Source organism: Limibacter armeniacum, assembly GCF_036880985.1.
Lineage (GTDB): Bacteria > Bacteroidota > Bacteroidia > Cytophagales > Flammeovirgaceae > Limibacter > Limibacter armeniacum.
Genome location: NZ_JBAJNO010000009.1, coordinates 1,406,795 through 1,428,707, shown reverse-complemented (window position 1 = coordinate 1,428,707; position 21,913 = coordinate 1,406,795). Strand labels below are relative to the sequence as shown.

The window sequence follows — 21,913 nt, the reverse complement described above, 5'->3', positions numbered from 1 at the left end:
CCTAAAATATTGTTCATTCTTTTTTAACTTCAATAGACCACTTATTCGTAATTTCCAATCTGTGTACGGGGCTGTACCATTAGTCCACCAACATGAAAATCAAACCCAACAAACCATGAAAATCAAACGATCCTTATTAGTGACAGCTGGCGCTGCGTTAGGCTATTATGGCTGGAAAAAGCTGATAGAGCCTAGCTTACCGATCATTACCGGATATGCCGCCAAAAGCCTCTGCTCTCAGCTATTTGTGACTAAGCTCCCAATTGAGAAAATATTACAGGAAGATTTGGGCTTTTTTCCAGTCAACTTGGTAGAGATGGATGTGAATATGGAAAAGAAAATGGTGACAGCATCTATTATGGGAAAGCATACCCGTACTGCTATTTATAGGGAAGGACTGGGAACAATGTTGCATCATACCGTCCTGAGTGAACGATTACCTGAAATGCCTAGCCAGCCTTTGGGTGAATTGAGTTTGAATGGAGATGCGCAGCCTATAGAAACCCAAAATTATGAGTTGAGGTTGGCACTGAACAATGCATTTCGTAAGCGAAGCAAGCTGCACCCAGCCAAGACACGTGCTGTTGTGGTAGTACACAAAGGGAAAGTGATCGCAGAGCAGTATGCCGATGGAATTACTCCAGCAACTCGCTTATTGGGGTGGAGTATGACCAAAAGCATCATTTCGGCTTTGGCAGGGATTCTGAACAAGCAAGGAAAGCTGAACTTGGATGACCGAGTGCCTCTCAATGCATGGAAACACACTCATAAAGATGCGATCACTTGGAGAAATATGCTACAAATGACAAGTGGGTTGGATTGGCTTGAGAACTACACAAGTCCATCCAGAGTGAACAGGATGCTGTTTGAGAATGAAAACATGGCAAGGTTTGCTTTAAGGCAGCCGCTGAAGTATACACCCGGTTCCTATTGGCGATATTCTTCAGGAGATACCAATATTCTATCTTATTTGTTGGCACAATACTTTGACAGCCTTGAAGACTATTGGAGGTTTCCTTATGAAGAACTGTTCAATAAGCTAGGGCTGGACAGTATGTTTCTGGAAACAGATGCAGGCGGACATTTTGTAGGCTCATCTTATGCATATGCTACAGCAAGGGATTGGGCTAAATTTGGTCAACTCTACTTGAACAAGGGAAAGTGGGAAGGTGCCGAAATCCTGACAGAGGATTGGGTGGACTTTACCCGTGAGCCAGCTCCGGGTTCTGGTGGAAACTACGGAGCTCACTTCTGGCTAAACAGAGGAGGAGCCATGCCAGACTTGCCTGAAGATGCTTATTTCTGTGATGGCTATCAGGGGCAACGTATCTTCATTATTCCATCTGAAGATCTGGTGATCGTCAGGTTGGGGGTAACTTATCGCAAGAATGGCTTTGACTTCAACAAGTGGGTTCGCAGTATTATAGATGCTGTGAATGTAAAGAAAGTAGATGAAGTATCAGTGAGTTGACAACTCAAGGATCTTGTCAAATTCTTCTTTCTCGACAGGCATGACAGACAGTCTGGACTGTTTGATCAATTTCATGTTCTGCAACATATCCGTTTCCTTAATCAGCTTTAGGGGAACGGATTTTTTTAGTGCTTCCTTTGGGATGATATCCACAACAACCCAGCGATTGTCATCCGTGGTTGGATCAGGATAGCTTTCACGGACAACTTCAGCAATGCCAACTACTTCACGGGCTTTTCCACTATGGTAAAATAGGACTAAGTCCCCTTGTTTCATCTCATTGAGGTGGTTGCGAGCCTGGTAGTTTCTGACACCATCCCACATATCCTGCCCAAGTTTGTTGAGGTCATCCCATCCATAGGTCTCAGGTTCAGTTTTTACAAGCCAGTAGTTCATTGGTAGCGTTATTTGATGGAAAAATAAACCGGACAACAGCAAAGTGATGTCCGGCTCGAATTTAAGGTATTCATCTGAAGAAATCATCAAGGAGTCATTAGCTGCCCTATGATTTATGTTTCCTGTTCGAGATGACAATACGAAATCCATCTGGATCAAGAAAGGTCGTGCCGTTGTCTACCCAATAAGGGTTGCTAGGGACAGCTTCAGGTGTTTTGTGCTGACGAAGGTTCTCGATAAGTTGCTTGTACTCGTCATCAGTATTGGAATAAAAGACCAGCAAGTCATCAGGGTCTGACGCATGCTTGGGCTCTTGCTTTGATACCGTAAATTCTATATGCCAACTTTCTCCTTGTATGCCAAGAAAAACACCGTCATAACCCTTGTGGTCTTCAAAAGATCCGAGTATTTCAAGGCCCAGCAATTCATGGTAAAAATGAATTAGAGGTACTAGCTTGGTTGTATGTCGGGCTATTCGGAAGTCCATATTTATTCCATTTCCTCTTTAAGTAAATGACCATATTCCTCGTGCAGCTTTTTGATCTTAGGAGCAATAATAAAAGAGCAATATGGCTGGTTGGAATTGTCGTTGTAATAATTCTGGTGGTAGTCCTCTGCGACGTAATAATTGCGCAATGGCTCAATTTCGGTTACGATTGGTGCTTCCCAAAGTCCTGATGCATCAGTACGTTTCAGAGAGGCTTCCGCAATTTCCTTTTGAGTTGCATTGTGATAATAAATACCTGATCGGTACTGAGTTCCTTTGTCGTTACCCTGTCTGTTAAGCGTTGTAGGGTTGTGGGAGTGCCAGAAAACTTCCAGCAGTTGCTCAAATGAGATCACTTCAGGGTCAAAGGTAATTTGAGCAACTTCAGCAAACCCTGTTAACCCTGAACATACCTGTCTGTAAGTTGGGTTATCAATATCTCCATTGGCATAGCCTGATGCTACTTTTTGCACTCCTTTCAAGCGTTGGAATACAGCTTCCACACACCAGAAGCAGCCAGCGCCAAATGTCGCTGTCTCGTATTGTTTGTTTTCCATTGTTTTCGTTTTTGGTGTTTGGGCCATGACGTTACTGGTCATTACCAGTAGCAGCCCGATAATTGTTAAGTAGTATCTCATGTTTTCAAGCAAAAAGTATATGTTGTTAACTGTTTATTTAGGGACAATCCCTTTCTTTTCACAATAGTTTTGGTGCCTTTCATCTGCTGGGTAAAATACACCAGCAGGTGCCATTTGCGTTACTACATTAACGCCTTCCTTTATCATAAGTTCTACCTTCTGTTCACTTTTAACCTTCTGTAACTCGGTGGTGTAAAAGATGGCAGAGCGGTAGTTGCCAGAGTTGCGCAAACCTTGTCTGTCATCAGCAGTAGGGTTGTGCATATTGAAGAATACCTCAAGCAGTTCTTCAAAGCTGATAGCTTCCGGTGAGTAGGTTACTTCAACCGTTTCGGCATGTCCGGTAACCTTGCGACAGACCTGTACATAGGTTGGAAACTCCTGATGACCACCCATAAACCCAACCCGTGTAGCAAGAACGCCTTCAGTGTGTTTGAATTTATATTCCTTTCCCCAATAACAGCCGCATGCAAAATAGACTTTCTCTGCTTCGGCAGTTAACTTTTTGTCAGGTACAAACTTTAATGAAATTGAGTTGATACAGTGACGTGTATTTTTTTGGGTGTACTGTTCTCCTTCAAATACATGCCCTAGGTGACCGTCACAACTTCGGCAGACTATTTCAGTGCGTTTGCCATCTGGATCTTGGATCCTTCTGACCGCTCCCGGGATTTCCTCGTCAAAGCTAGGCCATCCGCAACCACTATTAAACTTGTCTTCTGAATAGTAAAGCGGTGCTTCACATTGTCGGCAAACATAAGTGCCGCTGGCTGTGTAGTCATTGTATTCACCCGTAAAAGGCATCTCAGTTCCTTTTTGCAAGATCACTCTTGCTTCTTCCTCAGTCAGCTTATTCCTTTTCATATTTGCTTCTTGGACTTATCTTAGGGGAAATTTGATGAATAGCACTTCTATGAAAAACATCCATTCAACTGATTTGTTCAGCAGGGAGCACACTTTGGCTCAGCAACTTTTTGATTTTGATCTTGCATGGGAGGCTATCCCACAAATCTCGGAAATATTGCAATCCTTGATCCCTCACCTCCCTGACGATTACCAAGAAATACAACCTGATGTATGGGTAGGAAGTGGAACCACTATTGGTAATTATGTAACTATTCAAGGACCTGCCATCATCGGACGTAACTGTGAACTACGTCATTGTGCCTTTCTTCGGAATGATGTGATTATTGGTGATGATGTTGTAGTCGGAAACTCTACAGAGATCAAAAATGCAATCCTGTTTGATGGTGTACAGGCTCCGCATTTCAACTATATAGGAGATTCTATTCTTGGTTATAAGGCACATATTGGAGCTGGTGTGATCCTCTCTAACTTCAGGTCGATTGCAGGTACGGTAAAGGTTGTGTTGGCAGATGGTCAAAAGGCTGATACAGGATTGGTCAAGTTTGGAGCCCTTTTGGGAGATCAGGTGGAAGTGGGTGCACAGACGGTGCTGAACCCAGGTGCTATCATTGGAAGAGAAAGTATGATATATCCCTTGGTGAACTTCAGAGGAACACTCGACAGCAAGATGATTTATAAGGAAGGGGGGCAGGTCGTGGCTAAAGTGTAGCGGTAACAGGAACGCCAAACACGCCTTAATTGTTCTTTGGGTTATACATTGACTATTGCTTCTCACTAAAAGAAATAACAATGAAACCCATGAAATTACTGCTTCGAAATGGTTATATACTCCTTATACTGTTGCTTACGCTTTCCTGTGAAAAAGCAGAAGAAAGGAAGAATCAAATGAATGTGGATATGGTGAAAACCAGAGGGCAAACCCTTCTGAATATAGCACCTTTGGAATCGTGGAAAGAAGGAGATGTCAAAACGGCGATCATGGATTATGTGGAAAGGATTACGGACCCTAATAGTCCAGACTTCATCCCTAAAAGAGACAGGATTGCGACTTTTGATAATGACGGAACCCTTTGGTCTGAAAAGCCTCTGATACAAGGCATGTTTGTGAGCTATCGCATCCATGACATGGTGGAGGAAAACCCAAAACTCCGCAATGTACAGCCATATAAAGCAGTAATAGAAGGGGATAAAAAATACCTGCATGCTTTGGGTGAAAAAGGACTGATTGACCTGGTTCTTAAGACACACTCAGGTATGACAGAAGAAGCATTTGAGAAGGATGTACATAGTTTCTTCCAGTCTGCCGTGCACCCAGTGCTGAAGGTGCCAGTCAATGAGCTGGTGTATAAGCCACAACTGGAATTGTTAGAGTACCTGCGTGAACACGGCTTTAAAACCTATATATGTTCCGGTGGAACAGTGGAGTTTATTCGGGAAGTAGGAGAGGAACTTTATGGGATTCCAGATGAGCAGGTGATCGGTTCCAAGTTTAAGTATAAACTGATAGATGATGGTATAGCAAAAAGTACTATTGAGCGAATGCCTGAGTTGGAAAGCTTCAATGACAAGCAGGAAAAACCAGTGAATATCCAATACGTGATTGGGCAGCGGCCTGTATTTGCCTGTGGAAATGTAGGAGCTGGTGGAGATGTGTATATGTTGCGTTTTAGTCAGGGAAGCCCTTACCTGTCATTTCAATTGCTCGTCAACCATGATGATAAAGATCGAGAGTTTGCTTATCAGGAAGAGGACAGCTTATCACTCAGGATGGCTAAACAGAACGATTGGCATGTAGTCAGTATGAAAGAGGACTGGAACCGAGTTTTTGCCAATGAAACCCCTTATGAGGAACCTATAAGGAGTCAGCCAATCCATAGGGAAGAAGAGGCGGACAGGCCAAAGACAGGAATGTGAGCGAAATTCTATATAAGTAAAATAAGGTTAACCCATATAAACTATCGTTCAGGAATATTGTTTAAGGAAAATTGAATTAAGAGAGTTCCTATCTCAAAAACTTTTATAGTTTTGCGGCTTTGTTTTTCAAATTAACTACTGAACGATTAATGATGTTGACACCTGTATTGGTCTTGCAGATGATCCTGGTGGTGGCAGGGCTATCCTTTATTGCAATTTTTTCACGTGCTGTGTACAGGCAGCACAAAGCGAACACACTTGACTTGAGACAGAGCTGGAAAGCAGCTATCGTAGGACTTGTCGCTAACTTTGTGGATACGCTGGGCGTAAGCAGTTTTGCAGTCATGACTGCGTGTTTCAAGAACTTCAAAATGATGGAGGACAGTAAGATCCCTGGTACGCTAAACGTGGCGGCAACCATGGCGACTTACACACAAGCTTTTCTATTTTTAGGTGCCGTAGAAGTGGAACCTATAACACTGATCAGTATGATTTTATCTTCTGTAATAGGAGCACTGGTTGGAGCCAAGGTAGTATCAGGCTTGAATGTACAGAAAGTGCGAATTGGTATGGGTACCGCTCTGTTGGTGATGGCGGTTCTGATTATTGCAGGACAACTCAAGCTATTCCCAGCTGGAGGAGAAGCAATGGGGCTTGAAGGAAACAAGTTGCTGATAGGCGTGATCGGAAATTTCCTGATCGGTATGTTGCTTCCAATTGGTATTGGAAACTTTGCTCCTTGTATGACTTTGGTTTATATGTTGGGCATGCATCCGCTGGCAGCATTTCCTATCATGATGGGAGCCGCAGCGCTAATGATGGCATTCTCTTCCTACAAGTTTGTGAAAAGCGGTGCGTACGCAATTGATGCTGCATTGATGGTAAACATCTTTGGAGTAGTGGGCGTATTGTTGGCTGTAGGGTTAGTAAAGTCCTTGAATGTTTCATGGATTAACTGGTTGCTGATAGCTGTAGTGGTTTATACTGCTATCTCAATGTTTAGTTCATACTATAAGGCTTTGAAGCAGGTACAGACAAACGAATCGTCACTGAAGCAGGCTGCATAATCAAAGGCAGTTTTGTATCTTGATGATATAATAAAGGCTACACGTTGAGCGACGGTGTAGCCTTTATTATTAATACGTTATTTAACATTACAGGAAACCTTTAAATGATCAATAAGAACGATAAAAGGAAGGAAGAAGAGCTACCTTTTCAGGTAAGAGTACCATTTCTTTTAAAAGCCTGGAAGAACTGATTTAAATCCCAAGCTGTTTTCATTTTACATATTTCAAACTAGAGCAACTTACTACTATGTATTTGAAAACAATCCAATATCTGACGCTTGCTTTACTGATGCTATTGACGGTATCTCTACAGGCACAGGATAAAAACGACATTATCATTACCAATGACGGGAAGGTAATTCAGGGACAGGTCTTGAAAGTTCAGGAAGAGAATGTGGTCTTTACCTATCCCGGTGAGGCGATAGAGAACACCATGTCAAAATCAAATATCAGCAAGATCGTATTCAAGAACGGAAGGGAACAGACCTTCAGTCAAGGAGCGAAAGCAGCTCAGCCACCTGCAGAAGCGGTAGGTGCAGCAAGAGGAACTGAAAATGCCGCAGGAGAGAAGCCGACCTTTAAGGTAGAGCAAAATATGATGGCGGTACTGCCTTTGATGTTTGTCAATCAGGAAACGGGAGAACTTTCTGAGCAAAATTCCAAAAATGCTCAGCACATGATCCATGAGTTTTATGAGAAACATTCGACCAATATCAGACCATTGGCGCTTCAGGATACCCGTACAACCAACTCAAGGTTGAGAGAAGCAGGTGTAAACTATAATAACCTTGACGAGTATTCAATAGAAGACCTGCAAAGGGCTTTGGGTGTTGAGTACATTGTATTTGGTGAGGTGACCTACACAACGGGACAATCCAATATTTCCAGTACCTATGGCAATGTGGATCAAAAGAAGAAAAGCGACAACAAGTCTGATACGAAGGTGTCTGGCTCTACCTATTCTACCGAAAGAACCAAGTTCGATTACAAGGTGGTGGTTGAGATCTATAAAAATAAGGACAAGATCTACTCCAAAAGTAGGGAGCCATTTGGCGATACAGATGATTCATGGCAATCCGCATTTGAGTATTTACTGAAGCGTACACCTATCTACCAGAAATAAATTATTGGGAGAATTCTAATTGAATTACTGAAACAAGAGCCTTTAGTATCACATGATAATAAAGGCTCTTCCAATTCCGGAAACAGGCCATGACGACCATCTGTAAAAACTGTGAAAATACATTTGAAGGAAACTTCTGCAATCAGTGTGGGCAGTCTGCAAGTACAAAAAGGTTGTCAAAACGGCATCTCTGGAATGACTATGTACACGGAGCACTGAAACTCCATCAGGGAATGCTTTACACGCTTCAGGTATTGCTAAAGCGTCCGGGGTATTTTATCCATGATTATGTAAAAGGAAAAAGGGTACAGTATGAGAGTCCTATCAAGTTGCTGGTTTATTTGGCGACTTTATACGGATTCCTTTTTCATTATTTAGGGTTGGATTATGAGCTGACAACTCCTGGTAAGATAGAGGAACTGAAAGAAGTCAGGCTGTGGATACATAACCATTATTCTGTAGTGGAGCTGTTGTTGGCTCCTGTAGCCTCTATATTTTCGTTTCTGCTGTTTCGCCGTCAGGGGTATAACTACATTGAACACCTTGTCCTGAATGGGTATTGTGCCGTACAGCGCTTGATCTTGAGAGTACTGATGCTGCCTTTTCTTTATTTTTTCAATTTCTCAGGTTCAGCTCTCGCAGGGGCGTTGACCAGTTTTTTGTTGCTCTACTGGTCATACGCACAGTTTTTCGCCAACATGTCAAAAGTGAAATCATTTCTGTTGACATTAGTCTGCTATATTTTACTTTATTTCTTTGTAATAGCGGTAGCCTTTGGTCTCATCCATCTTGCAGGAAAATGACTTAGCCAAAAGAGCTCCTTAATTACAAGAAAGTAACCAAGTTTCTGCCTGTTGCTTATTTTCGAAAATAGAAGTAGCAATTCCATTGTCACTATCAACTTCAGTGATTTCCTGAATGAGTCCGCTAAGAAACTTTTGCGTACTTGGTAACTTAGGACTTGTGACATAAGCAATTTTTATGATACTGCTGGCTTTCAGAAAAGAAAGCCAATTGCTAACACTTTTAACGATATCAGCTGGATGGGCTTCCAAATGGACCCTCCGCAAATCGAGTAACCAATAGCTTGGTGAATAAATCAGGATATATTTCTGTATTCTAAGTGCCTCATTCAGTTGTTCATACTTTTTGGTTGATATCGGTTTACATTCCGTCATCAAGAGCTTTTTACTTCTATCAAGATAATGTATAGAAAAATCAGATTCCATTCTGAGCATCGTTGCAATTTTTCGTTTGTTGTTGACACACATAGCACACTGTTAAGCTTCTTAATGAATTTATTTTATTTTTTATTTAGTCAAAGGAACAGTTTGTTTGGTAAAGTAAAGCATGTTGTTGGGAAGAACGAGTTACCAAGGAAATATGGAAGGCAGAGATAACCAAAAAGAGTAAAGTGAATTAGGCCATTGGTTAGAACTTCCTTGTGAACCTTTAGAAGTTGCTAGGTGTTTAAAAATCACAGTATATAACAATGTGCTATTCTATTTTCCCCTACCTCAATAGAGCTTCCTTTTCATTTTTAGACCATCTAAATAAATAGCGATTAGTTTTCTGAGTTGGTTTTACTTGACAATTGGAAGGACAGGTAAACGAACATAAAAGTTATTAAGCCTAGCGCTTTTGATAGTACACCTCAAAATGCCATCCGGTATATGAAAGCCAGTATCTTTACTATATTAATATCCTTGCTGTTGACATTAAGCCAATGGGCATTTTGTCAGACAGAACAACCCACAAAACAAGAGGGAATAGATAAAGTCCCTTATGATGACCCTAAGTTCAAAGGTAAAATAGGAAGGACTTATAAGGAGTCAGAGATGGATTGGCCCGAATTGCCCTCACCTCCCGAAGGTGCACCTAATGTGGTCATCATCCTACTGGATGATGTGGGATTCGGTATGACCAGTACCTTTGGAGGTTCCATTCCGACACCACATCTGGACTCACTGGCCAATCAGGGACTCCGTTACAATCGTTTTCATACTACAGCTATCTGTGGCCCTTCAAGAGCAGCCCTGATCACAGGGCGTAACCACCATAATTGCGGCAGCGGATTCTTGGCAGAGTGGGCAACAGGATTTCCGAGTTATACCACGATGATCCCAAAAGCCACTGCCACCGTCGCAAAAGTGATGAAGTACAATGGTATGAATACTTCTTGGTTCGGTAAAAACCACAATACACCAGACTGGGAAACCTCTGCTGTTGGACCTTTTGACCGTTGGCCTACAGGATTGGGCTTTGACTATTTCTATGGATTCAATGCAGGAGAGACCCACCAGTACTATCCGGTTATTTTTGAGAATACCGTACCGGTAGAGCCAGACAAAACACCTGAAGAAGGTTACCACTTTCAGACAGATATGACAGATAAGGCGATCGCATGGCTACAGCAACAAAAGTCTATTGCACCTAATAAACCTGTCTTTATGTATTATGCTCCCGGAGCTGTCCATGCTCCTCATCATGTTCGCAAAGAATGGAGTGACAAGTTTAAAGGAAAGTTTGATCACGGATGGGACAAGGAGCGGGAGATTGTCTATGAAAGGCAGAAGAAAATGGGAATTATCCCACAAGATGCAGAACTCTCTCCTCGCAATGAGCTTGTACCCCAATGGGATACATTGGGAACAGACGAAAAGAAATTCTACACGCTACTGTACGAGAACTTTGCTGGCTATCTAGCCTTTACAGACCATGAAGTCGGACGTTTGCTCCAAGCAATAGCAGAGTTGCCGGATGCTGACAATACCTTGGTGATGTATATTATAGGAGACAATGGTGCGAGTGCAGAAGGTGGGTTACAGGGTACGATTAACGAAGTAAAGGCACTGAATGGAATTCCAAGCAGCATTGAGGAAAACCTGAAAAAAGCAGACGAAATTGGTGGGCCGGAGACAGAACCACACTTCCCTATTGGTTGGGCTTTTGCTGGCAATACCCCTTTTCCTTGGGTAAAGCAAGTTGCCTCCCATTTTGGCGGAACACGGAATCCGATGGTGGTCTCTTGGCCAAAAGTGATCAAGGACAAGGGGGGGATTCGCTCACAGTTTCTGCACCTTATTGATGTAGTGCCGACGATTCTGGAAGCTACAGGTATTGAGATGCCCGAATATGTAGAGGGTATCAAGCAACGCCCAATTGACGGAAAATCGTTTATGTCTACCTTTACCAATACTGATGCACCAGAAATCCGTACAACACAATATTTTGAGGTATTCAGTAACCGTGCTTTGTACCACGATGGATGGGTGGCTGCTCATCAGCACACACTCCCTTGGCGTCAGGATCTGGCACCAGGATATGAAAACGAAGTATGGGAGCTGTATCATGTAGCCGAAGACTTTTCGGAAGCCAAAAACGTGGCAGACAAATACCCTGAAAAGCTAAAGGAGCTACAAGCCATGTGGGAAGAAGAAGCCGAGAAGTACCACGTATTTCCATTGGATGATCGAGGGGCAGGACGGTTGAGTGTACCCAAACCATCTCCTACTGGTGACCGAACCAAGTTTACCTTCTATGAAGGCGCTATACGGATACCCGAGACAGCAGCCCCCAATACCAAGAACACCTCTTGGACTTTGGAAGCAATGCTAGAGACTTCTGCTGATCACAAAGATGGGGTAATCAATGCACTAGGTGGATTGGGAGGCGGCTATTCCTTGTATGTAAAAGACGGCTACCCAACGTTTATCTATAACTTCTTTGAAGATAACACGATTATCAAGTCCAGCCAGCAGTTGCCCGATGGGATGGCTTCAGTAAAATTGGACGTTGCTTATGATGGAGGAGGAATAGGAAAGGGAGCTACTGTTACGCTTTACCTAAATAACCAAAAGGTAGGGGAAGCCCATCTGGAAGCAACAGTAGGAGGACGTTACGGGATTGATACCTTTGGTATAGGAGTAGACACAGGTTCACCAGTTACAGAGGACTATTCAGCCAATAAGTTTGAGGGGCATATTGTAGAGGTAAATATTGAACTGAAGAAAGGGTAAGAAAATGTGGAGAGCAGGGGGAACCAAATAAAGTCAATTAGGTCATAGGGCAGTAGTGTTAATAACGATTAACATTCATCGTAATAACAGTACGTTCGATGTTCCTTGAACCAAGTCTAAGGGATTATTTATTGAGACTTCGGCTACTTCGACAAGCTCAGCATACATCCGCTCAGTCACCGATGTGTTATTTGGCAAGTACACTTTTAACCTTACGTCCCTGCTGTGGAGGTGTAAGGTTTTCTTATCTTGTTACTATGCATCAAGAAAGCGAACATACAAACCGTACCTTCAGGCACTTGACCAAGGCACAGCGAATGATGATCAGCGTCTTCCTTTATATGGGAAAGTCACAAGCAGTGATTGCTCGCTTGATTGGTGTACACCGCTCCACCATCTCAAGAGAGATCAAACGTAATTCTCATGGGGGAGTGTATGACCCATTTAAGGCTGACAGCTTGTATCAGGGACGTTTATTTGTCAGGGGAAGTGCCCGCAAGTCTGGTCTGATCCTGCCTGAGTTATTCCCTCGCAAGGCAGCTCCCCTTCCATATGGTAGGGTATGCACAGCATGGAATGCAGACTATAACGATTGTTATCTCAGAGGGCCTCATTCTAGACGGAGTATCTTTATATTGAAGAGTCCTAGCCTATTTAAACTTCACGAGAAACCCATCCAACCACGTCTTAATCGCCCACATGTGCAGTTACTGCTTTTGTATTGGAAGGCGCTTTCGCCACGTCTCAGGGATTTTGAAAGTCATAAAACCAATCTAGTAATACAAACGGAGCTATTATCGCATCTGGAACAGAGAAGGTCTGCTTGACTTTTGTTCATTGTACTGGTTTTTACTGATTCTTCTTTAATGCTGTATCACTTTATAACTTCTGCTGATAGCCGACAGCTTTGCTGCCGGTTTTTTTGTTGGTTGCATGGGACTATAACATCTTGCAGAAGGAGTAGTTGTTCCCATTTAGCTAGCTGTTGCAATAGTTCACGTGATTAGCAGAAAGTTGAGCTCCGTACCCTGAGCGTAGTCAAAGGGAAAGGTAGACCTCGGTTCCGCTCAGTGATTAAGCAAGTATTGAATTGGAATAGAGATTTCCTACTCTAATCCTTTCTCATATTATGAGGTACTAAATGATGTTATCCTGTTCAACCCTTTCAGGGTTATGATATATTGATGGCTGTAAAATCCAGATTGCCATCTGGAGCTAATATGGTTTGTTTCCTTCGGAAACGGTGTTTGCTGTGTGAAAAAATAATCCCGAAGGGATTGAACAATAGTAGCCTTAGGCCTAAGCCTGAGGTATAAGTAAATTACATTTATCCAACTCCAAAGGAGTTGAACCTATAAACCATCGATGCGTTTAAAACTTCCGATTTCAATGATACCTCTGCTTAATATAACTGCGGAGTCTTGATAATGAACTTTATCACGATTTACACTTTATAGTTAACATCGGTGACAGAGCGAATGTAAGCAGAGTCTGCCGAAGTAGTCGAAGTCTAAATAAATCGCCCTTCGGCTTCGATCAGGGAACACCGATAGTATTGTTAACGTGAGTTATGTATTGAAATGTCGCTATTTCGCCCTTTTTGGGCTGATTTACATGTCTTTCTTTACGATGGGTGATACCCATCGCTATTGTATAAGACCCTTTCAGGGCATAAGTCCCGAAGGGACAAAATATATCAGCGATGGACTTTAGTCCATTGTCATGTAAACGATATTTCAGCCCTGAAGGGGTGGTATAATCCATAGTTCACGTTCATTTAGTCCATCATAATATAATGTGCGTTTTGGATTAGAATTCGCTTTTAAGGTATCATGAATGAGATGGATTGAAATCCATCACTATTATATTTTACCCTTTCAGGGTAGATGTCCCGAAGGGACTGAATATATCAGCGATGGCCGTTGCACACGCGATTATCCCGTCGTAATGAAAACCACACTGTTCAGTCCTGAAAGGGCGATATACTTGAAGATAAATCCATAATTCACGCTATTGTTAATACGATGAATTTCAATCGTGATAAAGGCTAACATATTGGAATAGCAATTGTGTTTTTTTCTTACATAAGGTTTTCGGTATCAATGAAAGAAAAGATAGAACTGACTATAGGGGGTGTTTTATAGAGATGACGTTACTTATTCCCTGAAAGAAAGAAGGTTTGGCACTTCTTACACCACCCTTGAAATAAAGGTTACTCTTGCCTTACCTTGTAGTTGTTACCATATGCAGATCAGGAAAAATTCCTGTAATAAACATATCAGTTTAGATTTAACCTTAAAAAAACAGAAAACACATTATGGCTACACAACTAGACCTACAAGAAGTTTTCAAGCCTGAAAACTACCCATTGTTTGCATCCAGTAAAATAGAACTGGATACATTCGCCAATATGGTGGAGATTTGGATTGATGAGATGGATGCTCGTTCAGATTTGAAAGATGTAGAAGACCGTAAAAATGGGGTGCGTCGCAGTGACTTATTAGAAAAGAAAGCTGACTTGGGGGAACAGGAGCAAGCGTTAATTGATAAAATTGCGAACGAGTCAGACCCTGCGAAGAAAAGTGAATTAGAACATACCCTAAAAGGAGTTTCTTTCAAGATAGGAGAAATTGATCGCCAGTTATCCAAAAATTTGGGTGGGATGTACCTGATCAAGGATTTTGTTAATATCAAAACCTCTGAAGCCATTATTCAGGAAGTAAAGCAAGGAATGGTTACTTACTTAAACGATTATTTTGTCCCTGGTAACCTTGGCAGTGGGACAGTTACGTTTGATGGAGTTGACTATACAGCATCTTAAAACAATTACAATCTTGTTTTGAACAACCCTGCCATCTCTGTAGATGGTGGGGTTTTGTCTATTTAAAGTGAGCTATGGATTAGACTATCGCTGCTAGGACGTTATTTCACGATGGACTGAAATCCATCGTAATGAAAATCACACTATTCAGCCCTGAAGGGGTGATATAATCCATAGTTCACGTTATTTATAGATGCTTGAATTAAAGATGAAAGAAATATCCTTCGAATACGCCCAATGTCCGTTTAGAGGTTGCTGAACGAAGCCGAAGCCAAAAAACGAATTTAACTTCTAAATTAGAGGGGCTATCATAAATTGTTTGTTGAGTGTATATGTACAGAGTTTGTCAAAGTAGCCTTAGTGTTAAATAACAAGATGAACTCCTTTGCTAGAGACGGTGTTTTTGGGCAGAGTTCCATTGTGTACACTGTTGCATAAGTCATCTCACCCACCTTAACCATTTCGGTTGATTCAAAATTCATAAGACATGACTAAAAGCCAAATCATCAAAGCCAATGAAGGTAGAAAGCTGAATGTGATAGGGGATCATCAGACCATCAAGTTGACTGGTAAGGACACCAATGGCTTGTTTACCTTGATTGAACAGAATAACCCACCAGGTACACAGTTGCCAAAACATATGCATGAGCGAGAAGATGAAGTGTTTCAGTTGTTGGAAGGGGAAGTGGAATTTACGGTAGGAGATACGAGATCAGTACTGAAAGCAGGAGATACGATATTCTTGCCCAGAATGATCCCACATTCCTTTAAGGTATTGGGTAACCAAAATGCCCGAGTGATATTGAGTATATTTCCAGCAGGCATTGAAGGAATGTTTGAGTTATTGAGTCAGTTGCCTGATGATGGTCCACCGGACTTTGAAAAAGTAGTCAGGATCTGTGGTGATTATGGCGTCAAGCTAATGTAAAAGATGGCTATGCAGAGAAATCTGTGTAGCCTTTTTGTTTAGATACAAAAGTGTGAACTCATTCGTTGTGTATGGTGTTACTTGTTAGAATTGTTTAATACTCTACCTTCCTTCCTTCCTTTTATTACTTATCAGGTAATCAATTCCTTAACTTCTACTATACGATGAAAAAACTACTCATTAGAGGCTGGCAATCTGGTGTAAAGGCACTGGTTGCTATGCTGTTTATTTCCTTTCAAACCCATGCCCAAGACAAACCCAATATTCTAGTAATCTTTGGGGATGATATCGGTTATTGGAACCTAAGCTATAACAACGATGGGATGATGGGGTACAATACCCCCAATATTGATAGGCTAGCCAAAGAAGGAACCCGATTTACAGACTACTATGCGGAGCAGTCCTGTACAGCAGGACGAGCAGCCTTTATCACAGGTCAGATGCCTGTAAGGACAGGTATGACGAAAGTAGGGTTGCCGGGAGCTGATTTGGGTATTCAGAAAGAAGACCCCACCTTGGCGGAGCTGCTCAAACCCCTCGGATATGCTACAGGACAGTTTGGCAAGAACCACTTGGGGGACAAGGATGAGTTTTTGCCTACCAACCATGGTTTTGATGAATTCTTCGGAAACCTCTACCACTTGAATGCAGAAGAGGCACCGGAAAACCCTTATTATCCGAAAGACCCTGCTTTTAGAAAGAAGTATGGACCTAGAGGGGTGATCAAAAGTACTGCCGACGGTAAAGTTGAGGATACAGGACCCTTGAATATCAAGCGAATGGAAACCGTGGATCAGGAGTTTCTGGATGCGGCTGTTGATTTTATTGACCGTCAGGCTAAAGCCAAAAAGCCATTCTTCTGTTGGTTCAATACCTCCCATATGCATTACATAACTCACGTACCTCAGAGTTATGAAGGTAAGTCGGGACTGAACTTTTATGCGGATGCGATGATGATGCATGATGAGCAGGTGGGACAAATCTTGAAGAAACTGGATGATTTGGGTATTGCCGAAAATACCATTGTCATTTATAGTACTGATAATGGTCCGCACTTTAATATGTGGCCTGACGGTGGTATTACCCCATTCCGTGGTGAGAAAAATACAAACTGGGAAGGTGGCTACCGTGTGCCATTTGTAATCAGATGGCCAGGCAAAATCCCTGAAAATAGGGTGATCAATGAAGTCACCTCTCATACGGACTGGTTACCAACGCTATTGGCAGCGGCAGGCGACCCTAATATCAAGGAAAAGCTACTCAAAGGACACAAGGCAGGAGATATGACTTACAAGGTTCACTTGGATGGTTATAACCTGTTACCATTTCTTACTGGTAAGCAGGAACTACCTAAAACATATGACCCTGCCAATACACCTTGGCCGAGGAAAGAGTTTTTCTACTGGAATGATGACGGGCAGCTAGTGGCTATGCGCTATAACCGTTGGAAACTGGTCTTTATGGAGCAGCAGTCCAGTAAGATGGGGGTTTGGATGTATCCGTTTGTCTCACTTCGCCTTCCATTGGTATTTGACCTGAAGATGGATCCGTTTGAACGTGCCCAACACAACTCCAATACTTACTATGAGTGGATGGAAGAAATTGTCCAGTTTGCAGGTGTAGCCTCACAGGATATGGCAGCCAAAATGATTTCTAGCTTTAAGGATTATCCGCCACGACAGAAACCTTCTTCCTTTAACCTAGATGAGGTGATGGACAAGCTGACAGAGGGTACTCAAGGTAAATAACATTGTTGCTACTCGTTACTTTATCACGATTAACATTCACCATGGTTAACAATACGCTCGATGTTCCCTGAGCGAATGTATGCTGATCCTGCCAAAGTAGTTGAAGGGAGGATTGTTTATTGAGACTTCGGCTTCGCTCAGTCACCGACATTAACTAATAAGATGTTTATCGTGATAAAGTTTTATCTATCAAATTATATGATCTTATGAAAAAAGGACTGATACCTCTCTGTTCAATACTACTGCTATTGCTGATACAGGTGCCTCAAGCAAACGCCCAAGACAAGCCCAATATCTTGGTGATTTGGGGTGATGATATTGGCTGGTCCAATGTCAGTGCCTATAACAATGGCATGATGGGTTACCAAACGCCGAATATTGACCGATTAGCCAAAGAAGGTGCCATGATGACTGACTACTACTCACAGCAGAGTTGTACGGCAGGCCGTGCAGCCTTTATCATGGGACAGCATCCATTTCGAACGGGGCTATTAACGATTGGTATGCCGGGTTCGCCACATGGTATTCCAGATGATGCGCCTACCATTGCTGATCTTTTGAAACCTTTGGGATATGCCACTGGACAATTTGGTAAAAACCATTTGGGAGATAGAGACGAGCACCTACCTACGAACCATGGTTTTGATGAGTTCTTCGGAAACCTTTACCACCTAAATGCGGAAGAGGAGCCTGAAAGCTACTATTATCCGAAAGACCCTGAGTTTAGAAAGAAATATGGTCCTAGAGGCGTATTGAAGTCTACAGCAGATGGCAAGGTGGAAGATACCGGACCCTTGAATATCAAGCGGATGGAAACCATTGATGAGGAGCTGTTAACGGCAGCTCAAAGTTTTATCGATAAAAATGCCAAAGCCAAAAAACCTTTTTTCGTTTGGTTCAATACGACCCGTATGCATGTATGGACACACCTGAAGAAAGCGTCTGATGGCAAGACCGGTATTGGTTTGTATCCTGATGGTATGGTGGAGCATGACGGACATGTAGGGAAGTTACTTCAGCAGTTGGAGGACCTTGGCATTGACAAGAATACCATTGTGATTTACGGTACAGACAATGGAGCAGAAAAGTTTACTTGGCCTGATGGTGGTTCCACTCCTTTCAGAGGAGAGAAAGGTACCACCTATGAGGGCGGTTTCAGATCTCCATGCCTGGTAAGGTGGCCAGGTGTTATCAAGCCCGGGACTGTGATCAACACAATCTTCTCAGGCGAAGACTGGTTACCTACATTACTGGCTGCGGCTGGTGATCCTAACGTAAAGGAAAAACTGCTGAAAGGCATGAAGGTAGGTAGCAAGAATTTCAAGGTACATCTGGACGGATATAACTTTGTACCATTCTTCAAGGGCGAAGAGAAGGAGGGACCAAGAAACGAAATCTACTATTTCGATGCAGGAGGAAACTTGAATGCTGTACGCTATAAGGACTGGAAAGTGCATTTTGCTGTGATGGAAGGTCCTATCAATGAGGCTTACCGCAAGATTCCATCTTGGCCAGTAGTAGTCAACCTGCGTGCCGATCCGTTTGAAAATGCAGCTTTTGAGTCTGCCAACTATATCAAGTGGTATGCGGACAATATGTGGCTCTTTGTTCCGGCACAAAACTATGTAGCACAGTTTCTTGAGACATTTAAGGAATATCCTCCTAAGCGAGGTTCTTCCCTGAGTGTAGATGAGGTGCTCCAAAAGATTACGACACAAGGTAGACCAACTGGTAATTGAGCATATTTCATATTAAGTGATAAGCAGAGACGAACTCAATATGTCTCTGCTTATTTGCTAAATTATCCTCCTATGGAAACTGAAACCTTAGCCCAAATCAAGTCTCTAAAAGCAAAGATGTCATTATCGGTGATTGGTCAGGGACCGGTGATAGACCGGATTCTGATTGCCTTACTGACAGACGGAAATCTGCTGTTGGAAGGGTTGCCCGGTCTTGCCAAGACAAGGGCAGTCAAGAGCCTAGCCACCTATCTGCATTGCAAGCTGAGCCGTATCCAGTTTACCCCAGACCTATTGCCATCAGATATTACCGGTACGGAAATCTATCAGCCCGATTCGGAAGAAAAGTTCTTGTTCCAGCCAGGGCCAATTTTCAGTAACCTGGTACTGGCAGACGAGATCAACCGTGCGCCAGCCAAGGTACAGGCAGCCCTGCTGGAAGCCATGGAAGAAAGGCAGGTGTCGGTAGCTGGTAAGACTTACAAGATGGCTCCCCTGTTTATGGTATTGGCGACCCAAAACCCGATTGAGCAGGAAGGAACCTATCCTTTGCCTGAAGCACAGTTGGATCGATTTGTTATGAAGGTACTGATTACCTATCCCTCTGTGGATGCAGAGAAAGACATTCTTAGAATGCTGCGGGCAGAGCGGAAGGGAGAGAAACAGACCTTTGAGCCGATTCCGCAAGAAGTAATTTTCAGGGCAAGAAGCGAGATCAATAGTGTAACCATTTCGGAAGCTGCCGAGCAATATATCGTGGATCTGATCAATGCCACCCGTTACCCTGAGATGTATGGGGACAACCTGAAGCATTGGATTCAATATGGGGCAAGCCCTAGAGGAACGATTAGTCTGGAACGTTGTGCTAAGGTAGTGGCTTGGCTGGATGGCAGGGATTACCTTTCTCCTGATGATATCCGAGCCATAGCACATGATGTATTGCGGCACCGCTTAGTACTTAGCTATTTAGCCAATGCGGAACGGATTACAGCAGATCAGGTGATTGACGAGGTATTGAAAAATGTATTGGTGGCATAGGGAAATAGTAGTGTCACATTATTTTAACGTGAGCTATGGATTAGACTATCGCTGCTAGGACGTTCCATCACGATGGATTTCAGTCCATTGCAATTAAGCAGAGGTATAATTGAAATCGGAAGTTTTAAACTCATCGATGGTTTATAGGTTCAACTCCTTTGGAGTTGGATAAATGTAATTTACTTATACCTCAGGCTTACGCCTAAGGCTACTATTGTTCAATCCCTTCGGGATTATTTTTTCATACAGCAAACACCGTTTCCGAAGGAAACAAACCATATTAGCTCCAGATGGCAATCTGGATTTTACAGCAATCAATATATCATAACCCTGAAAGGGTTGAATAGGATAACATCATTTAATAGATCATAATATGTGAAAGGATTAGAGTAGGAAATCTCTATTCCAATTCAATACTTGCTTATATATTGTCCTTTCAGGGCAGAAGTCCTGAGAGGACAATATATGTCAGCGATGGGATTCATCCCATCGTAATGAAAATCACACTATTCAGCCCTGAAGGGGTGATATAATCCATAGTTCACATTATTTTAAAGTTCCAGCTTTTTTCCTCTTATGTCTTACCCACTCGAAATAGTAACCAGCCTTGAAGAGCTGCTTAAGCTCAAGTATTTTATCCAGCGACAGGTTTACCTTCCCAAGCGGACGGTTCACACCATCTTGGCAGGAAAACACAGTTCCAAGCTGAGAGGCAGGGGATTGGATTTCGAGGAGGTACGGGCTTACGTGCCAGGTGATGATATCCGTAATATAGACTGGAAGGTAACCGCCCGAAAAGGAATTACTTATTCAAAAGTGTACAATGAGGAAAAAGAACGGCCAGTGTTTACCGTGATTGACCAGCAGTCAGGCATGTTCTTCGGAACGCAGCGGTATGTCAAGTCTGTTATAGCGGCACAGGTAGCAGCACTGTCGGGCTTCTGGACCTTGAAAAAAGGAGACCGATTTGGTGGTATAGTCTTCAATGATACAGAACTGGAATTTGTCTCTCCCAAGAGGAGCATGTCGCTGATTGAGCACTACCTACGTTTGGTTACAGATTACAATCAGCGATTGCCAGAGATGCCTTTTCGATCGGTGTCTGTACAGCGTCTCAATGAGGTATTGCATCGTACCAGCATGGCAGTCACACACGATTACGTGTTGACAATTATCAGTGACTTTTCTGTAATGGATCAGGATACGGAGCAGTTACTGATGAGCCTTAGCCGACATAATGATGTGATACTGGTCCATATCTATGACCCTTTTGAAGTAGCATTGCAGGACAAGCCTTTTATCTTCTCCGATGGAGAATACCAAACAGCCTGGAAGCATGATAAGCGAAAGGCAGGACAACTATACAATGAGCAGTTTACCCAACTAAAAACAAAGTTGAGGGATCTGCTACAAAAGTATGGAATACCCCATTTACTACTGGATACCTACTCATCTGCTGAACAGCAGCTTACTGAATTACTAAAGCAGAGCTAGGGGAAGGATGCAAAAAAACGTGAGCTATGGATTAGCATTACTATCATTTCACCCTTTCAGGGCAAAAGTCCCGAAGGGATTAAATACCTCAGTGATGGACTTTAGCCCATCGTCAAGTAAATGATATTTCAGCCCTGAAAAGGCAAAACGATTATTGAGCGGA

Annotated in this window: 19 protein-coding genes; 14 read left to right on the top strand and 5 right to left on the bottom strand. The window is 42.7% G+C overall.

Annotated elements, in window-relative coordinates:
• The first annotated feature begins 115 nt into the window (after nt 1-115).
• Complete coding sequence (locus V6R21_RS23640; RefSeq protein ID WP_334246005.1) at nt 116-1,471, top strand: serine hydrolase domain-containing protein; 1,356 nt, start codon at nt 116-118, stop codon at nt 1,469-1,471.
• On the opposite strand, the gene V6R21_RS23635 is transcribed toward V6R21_RS23640, so the two are convergent.
• The 4 genes from V6R21_RS23635 to V6R21_RS23620 all read right to left on the bottom strand — a co-directional run bounded on the left by V6R21_RS23635 (nt 1,460) and on the right by V6R21_RS23620 (nt 3,856).
• Nucleotides 1,460-1,867, bottom strand: a complete 408-nt coding sequence (locus V6R21_RS23635) for an EVE domain-containing protein (RefSeq protein WP_334246004.1) — start codon at nt 1,865-1,867, stop codon at nt 1,460-1,462. The two genes, V6R21_RS23640 and V6R21_RS23635, sit on opposite strands and share 12 nt — an antisense overlap.
• A 106-nt stretch (nt 1,868-1,973) precedes the next feature.
• Entirely contained in the window at nt 1,974-2,354 is a 381-nt protein-coding gene (locus tag V6R21_RS23630) for a VOC family protein (RefSeq protein WP_334246003.1), read from the bottom strand.
• 2 nt (nt 2,355-2,356) lie between these two features.
• Nucleotides 2,357-2,992, bottom strand: coding sequence for a peptide-methionine (S)-S-oxide reductase MsrA (gene msrA / locus V6R21_RS23625; RefSeq protein ID WP_334246002.1), 636 nt, complete (start codon nt 2,990-2,992; stop codon nt 2,357-2,359).
• Between the two features lie 33 nt (nt 2,993-3,025).
• Entirely contained in the window at nt 3,026-3,856 is an 831-nt protein-coding gene (locus tag V6R21_RS23620) for a bifunctional methionine sulfoxide reductase B/A protein (protein WP_334246001.1), read from the bottom strand.
• Nucleotides 3,857-3,905: 49 nt separating this feature from the next.
• On the opposite strand from V6R21_RS23620, the gene V6R21_RS23615 reads away from it, so the two are divergent.
• From V6R21_RS23615 to V6R21_RS23595, 5 genes are all read left to right on the top strand, one after another.
• On the top strand, nt 3,906-4,568 hold the full coding sequence (locus V6R21_RS23615; protein WP_334246000.1) for an LbetaH domain-containing protein: 663 nt from the start codon (nt 3,906-3,908) through the stop codon (nt 4,566-4,568).
• Between the two features lie 89 nt (nt 4,569-4,657).
• Entirely contained in the window at nt 4,658-5,773 is a 1,116-nt protein-coding gene (locus tag V6R21_RS23610) for an HAD family hydrolase (RefSeq protein WP_334245999.1), read from the top strand.
• 149 nt (nt 5,774-5,922) lie between these two features.
• Nucleotides 5,923-6,840, top strand: a complete 918-nt coding sequence (locus V6R21_RS23605) for a sulfite exporter TauE/SafE family protein (RefSeq protein WP_334245998.1) — start codon at nt 5,923-5,925, stop codon at nt 6,838-6,840.
• Nucleotides 6,841-7,093: 253 nt separating this feature from the next.
• On the top strand, nt 7,094-7,963 hold the full coding sequence (locus V6R21_RS23600; RefSeq protein WP_334245997.1) for a hypothetical protein: 870 nt from the start codon (nt 7,094-7,096) through the stop codon (nt 7,961-7,963).
• 89 nt (nt 7,964-8,052) lie between these two features.
• Complete coding sequence (locus V6R21_RS23595; RefSeq protein WP_334245996.1) at nt 8,053-8,766, top strand: DUF3667 domain-containing protein; 714 nt, start codon at nt 8,053-8,055, stop codon at nt 8,764-8,766.
• Between the two features lie 18 nt (nt 8,767-8,784).
• Here V6R21_RS23595 and V6R21_RS23590 read toward each other — a convergent pair whose 3' ends face one another.
• The gene (locus V6R21_RS23590; protein WP_334245995.1) at nt 8,785-9,192 is read right to left on the bottom strand and encodes a hypothetical protein; all 408 of its coding nucleotides are present in this window, start codon (nt 9,190-9,192) and stop codon (nt 8,785-8,787) included.
• 444 nt (nt 9,193-9,636) lie between these two features.
• On the opposite strand from V6R21_RS23590, the gene V6R21_RS23585 reads away from it, so the two are divergent.
• The 8 genes from V6R21_RS23585 to V6R21_RS23550 all read left to right on the top strand — a co-directional run bounded on the left by V6R21_RS23585 (nt 9,637) and on the right by V6R21_RS23550 (nt 21,750).
• On the top strand, nt 9,637-11,982 hold the full coding sequence (locus V6R21_RS23585; protein ID WP_334245994.1) for an arylsulfatase: 2,346 nt from the start codon (nt 9,637-9,639) through the stop codon (nt 11,980-11,982).
• 257 nt (nt 11,983-12,239) lie between these two features.
• Nucleotides 12,240-12,809, top strand: a complete 570-nt coding sequence (locus V6R21_RS23580; RefSeq protein WP_334245993.1) for a helix-turn-helix domain-containing protein — start codon at nt 12,240-12,242, stop codon at nt 12,807-12,809.
• Nucleotides 12,810-14,299: 1,490 nt separating this feature from the next.
• Complete coding sequence (locus V6R21_RS23575) at nt 14,300-14,803, top strand: hypothetical protein (protein ID WP_334245992.1); 504 nt, start codon at nt 14,300-14,302, stop codon at nt 14,801-14,803.
• A 487-nt stretch (nt 14,804-15,290) separates the two neighbouring features.
• Complete coding sequence (locus V6R21_RS23570) at nt 15,291-15,731, top strand: cupin domain-containing protein (protein ID WP_334245991.1); 441 nt, start codon at nt 15,291-15,293, stop codon at nt 15,729-15,731.
• A gap of 218 nt (nt 15,732-15,949) precedes the next feature.
• Nucleotides 15,950-17,479 (top strand): arylsulfatase, encoded by a 1,530-nt coding sequence (locus V6R21_RS23565; RefSeq protein ID WP_334247600.1) that lies wholly within the window; start codon nt 15,950-15,952, stop codon nt 17,477-17,479.
• 206 nt (nt 17,480-17,685) lie between these two features.
• Nucleotides 17,686-19,218, top strand: coding sequence for an arylsulfatase (locus tag V6R21_RS23560; RefSeq protein WP_334245990.1), 1,533 nt, complete (start codon nt 17,686-17,688; stop codon nt 19,216-19,218).
• 72 nt (nt 19,219-19,290) lie between these two features.
• Nucleotides 19,291-20,256, top strand: a complete 966-nt coding sequence (locus tag V6R21_RS23555; protein WP_334245989.1) for an AAA family ATPase — start codon at nt 19,291-19,293, stop codon at nt 20,254-20,256.
• A 576-nt stretch (nt 20,257-20,832) separates the two neighbouring features.
• Entirely contained in the window at nt 20,833-21,750 is a 918-nt protein-coding gene (locus V6R21_RS23550) for a DUF58 domain-containing protein (RefSeq protein ID WP_334245988.1), read from the top strand.
• The last annotated feature ends 163 nt before the right edge of the window (nt 21,751-21,913 follow it).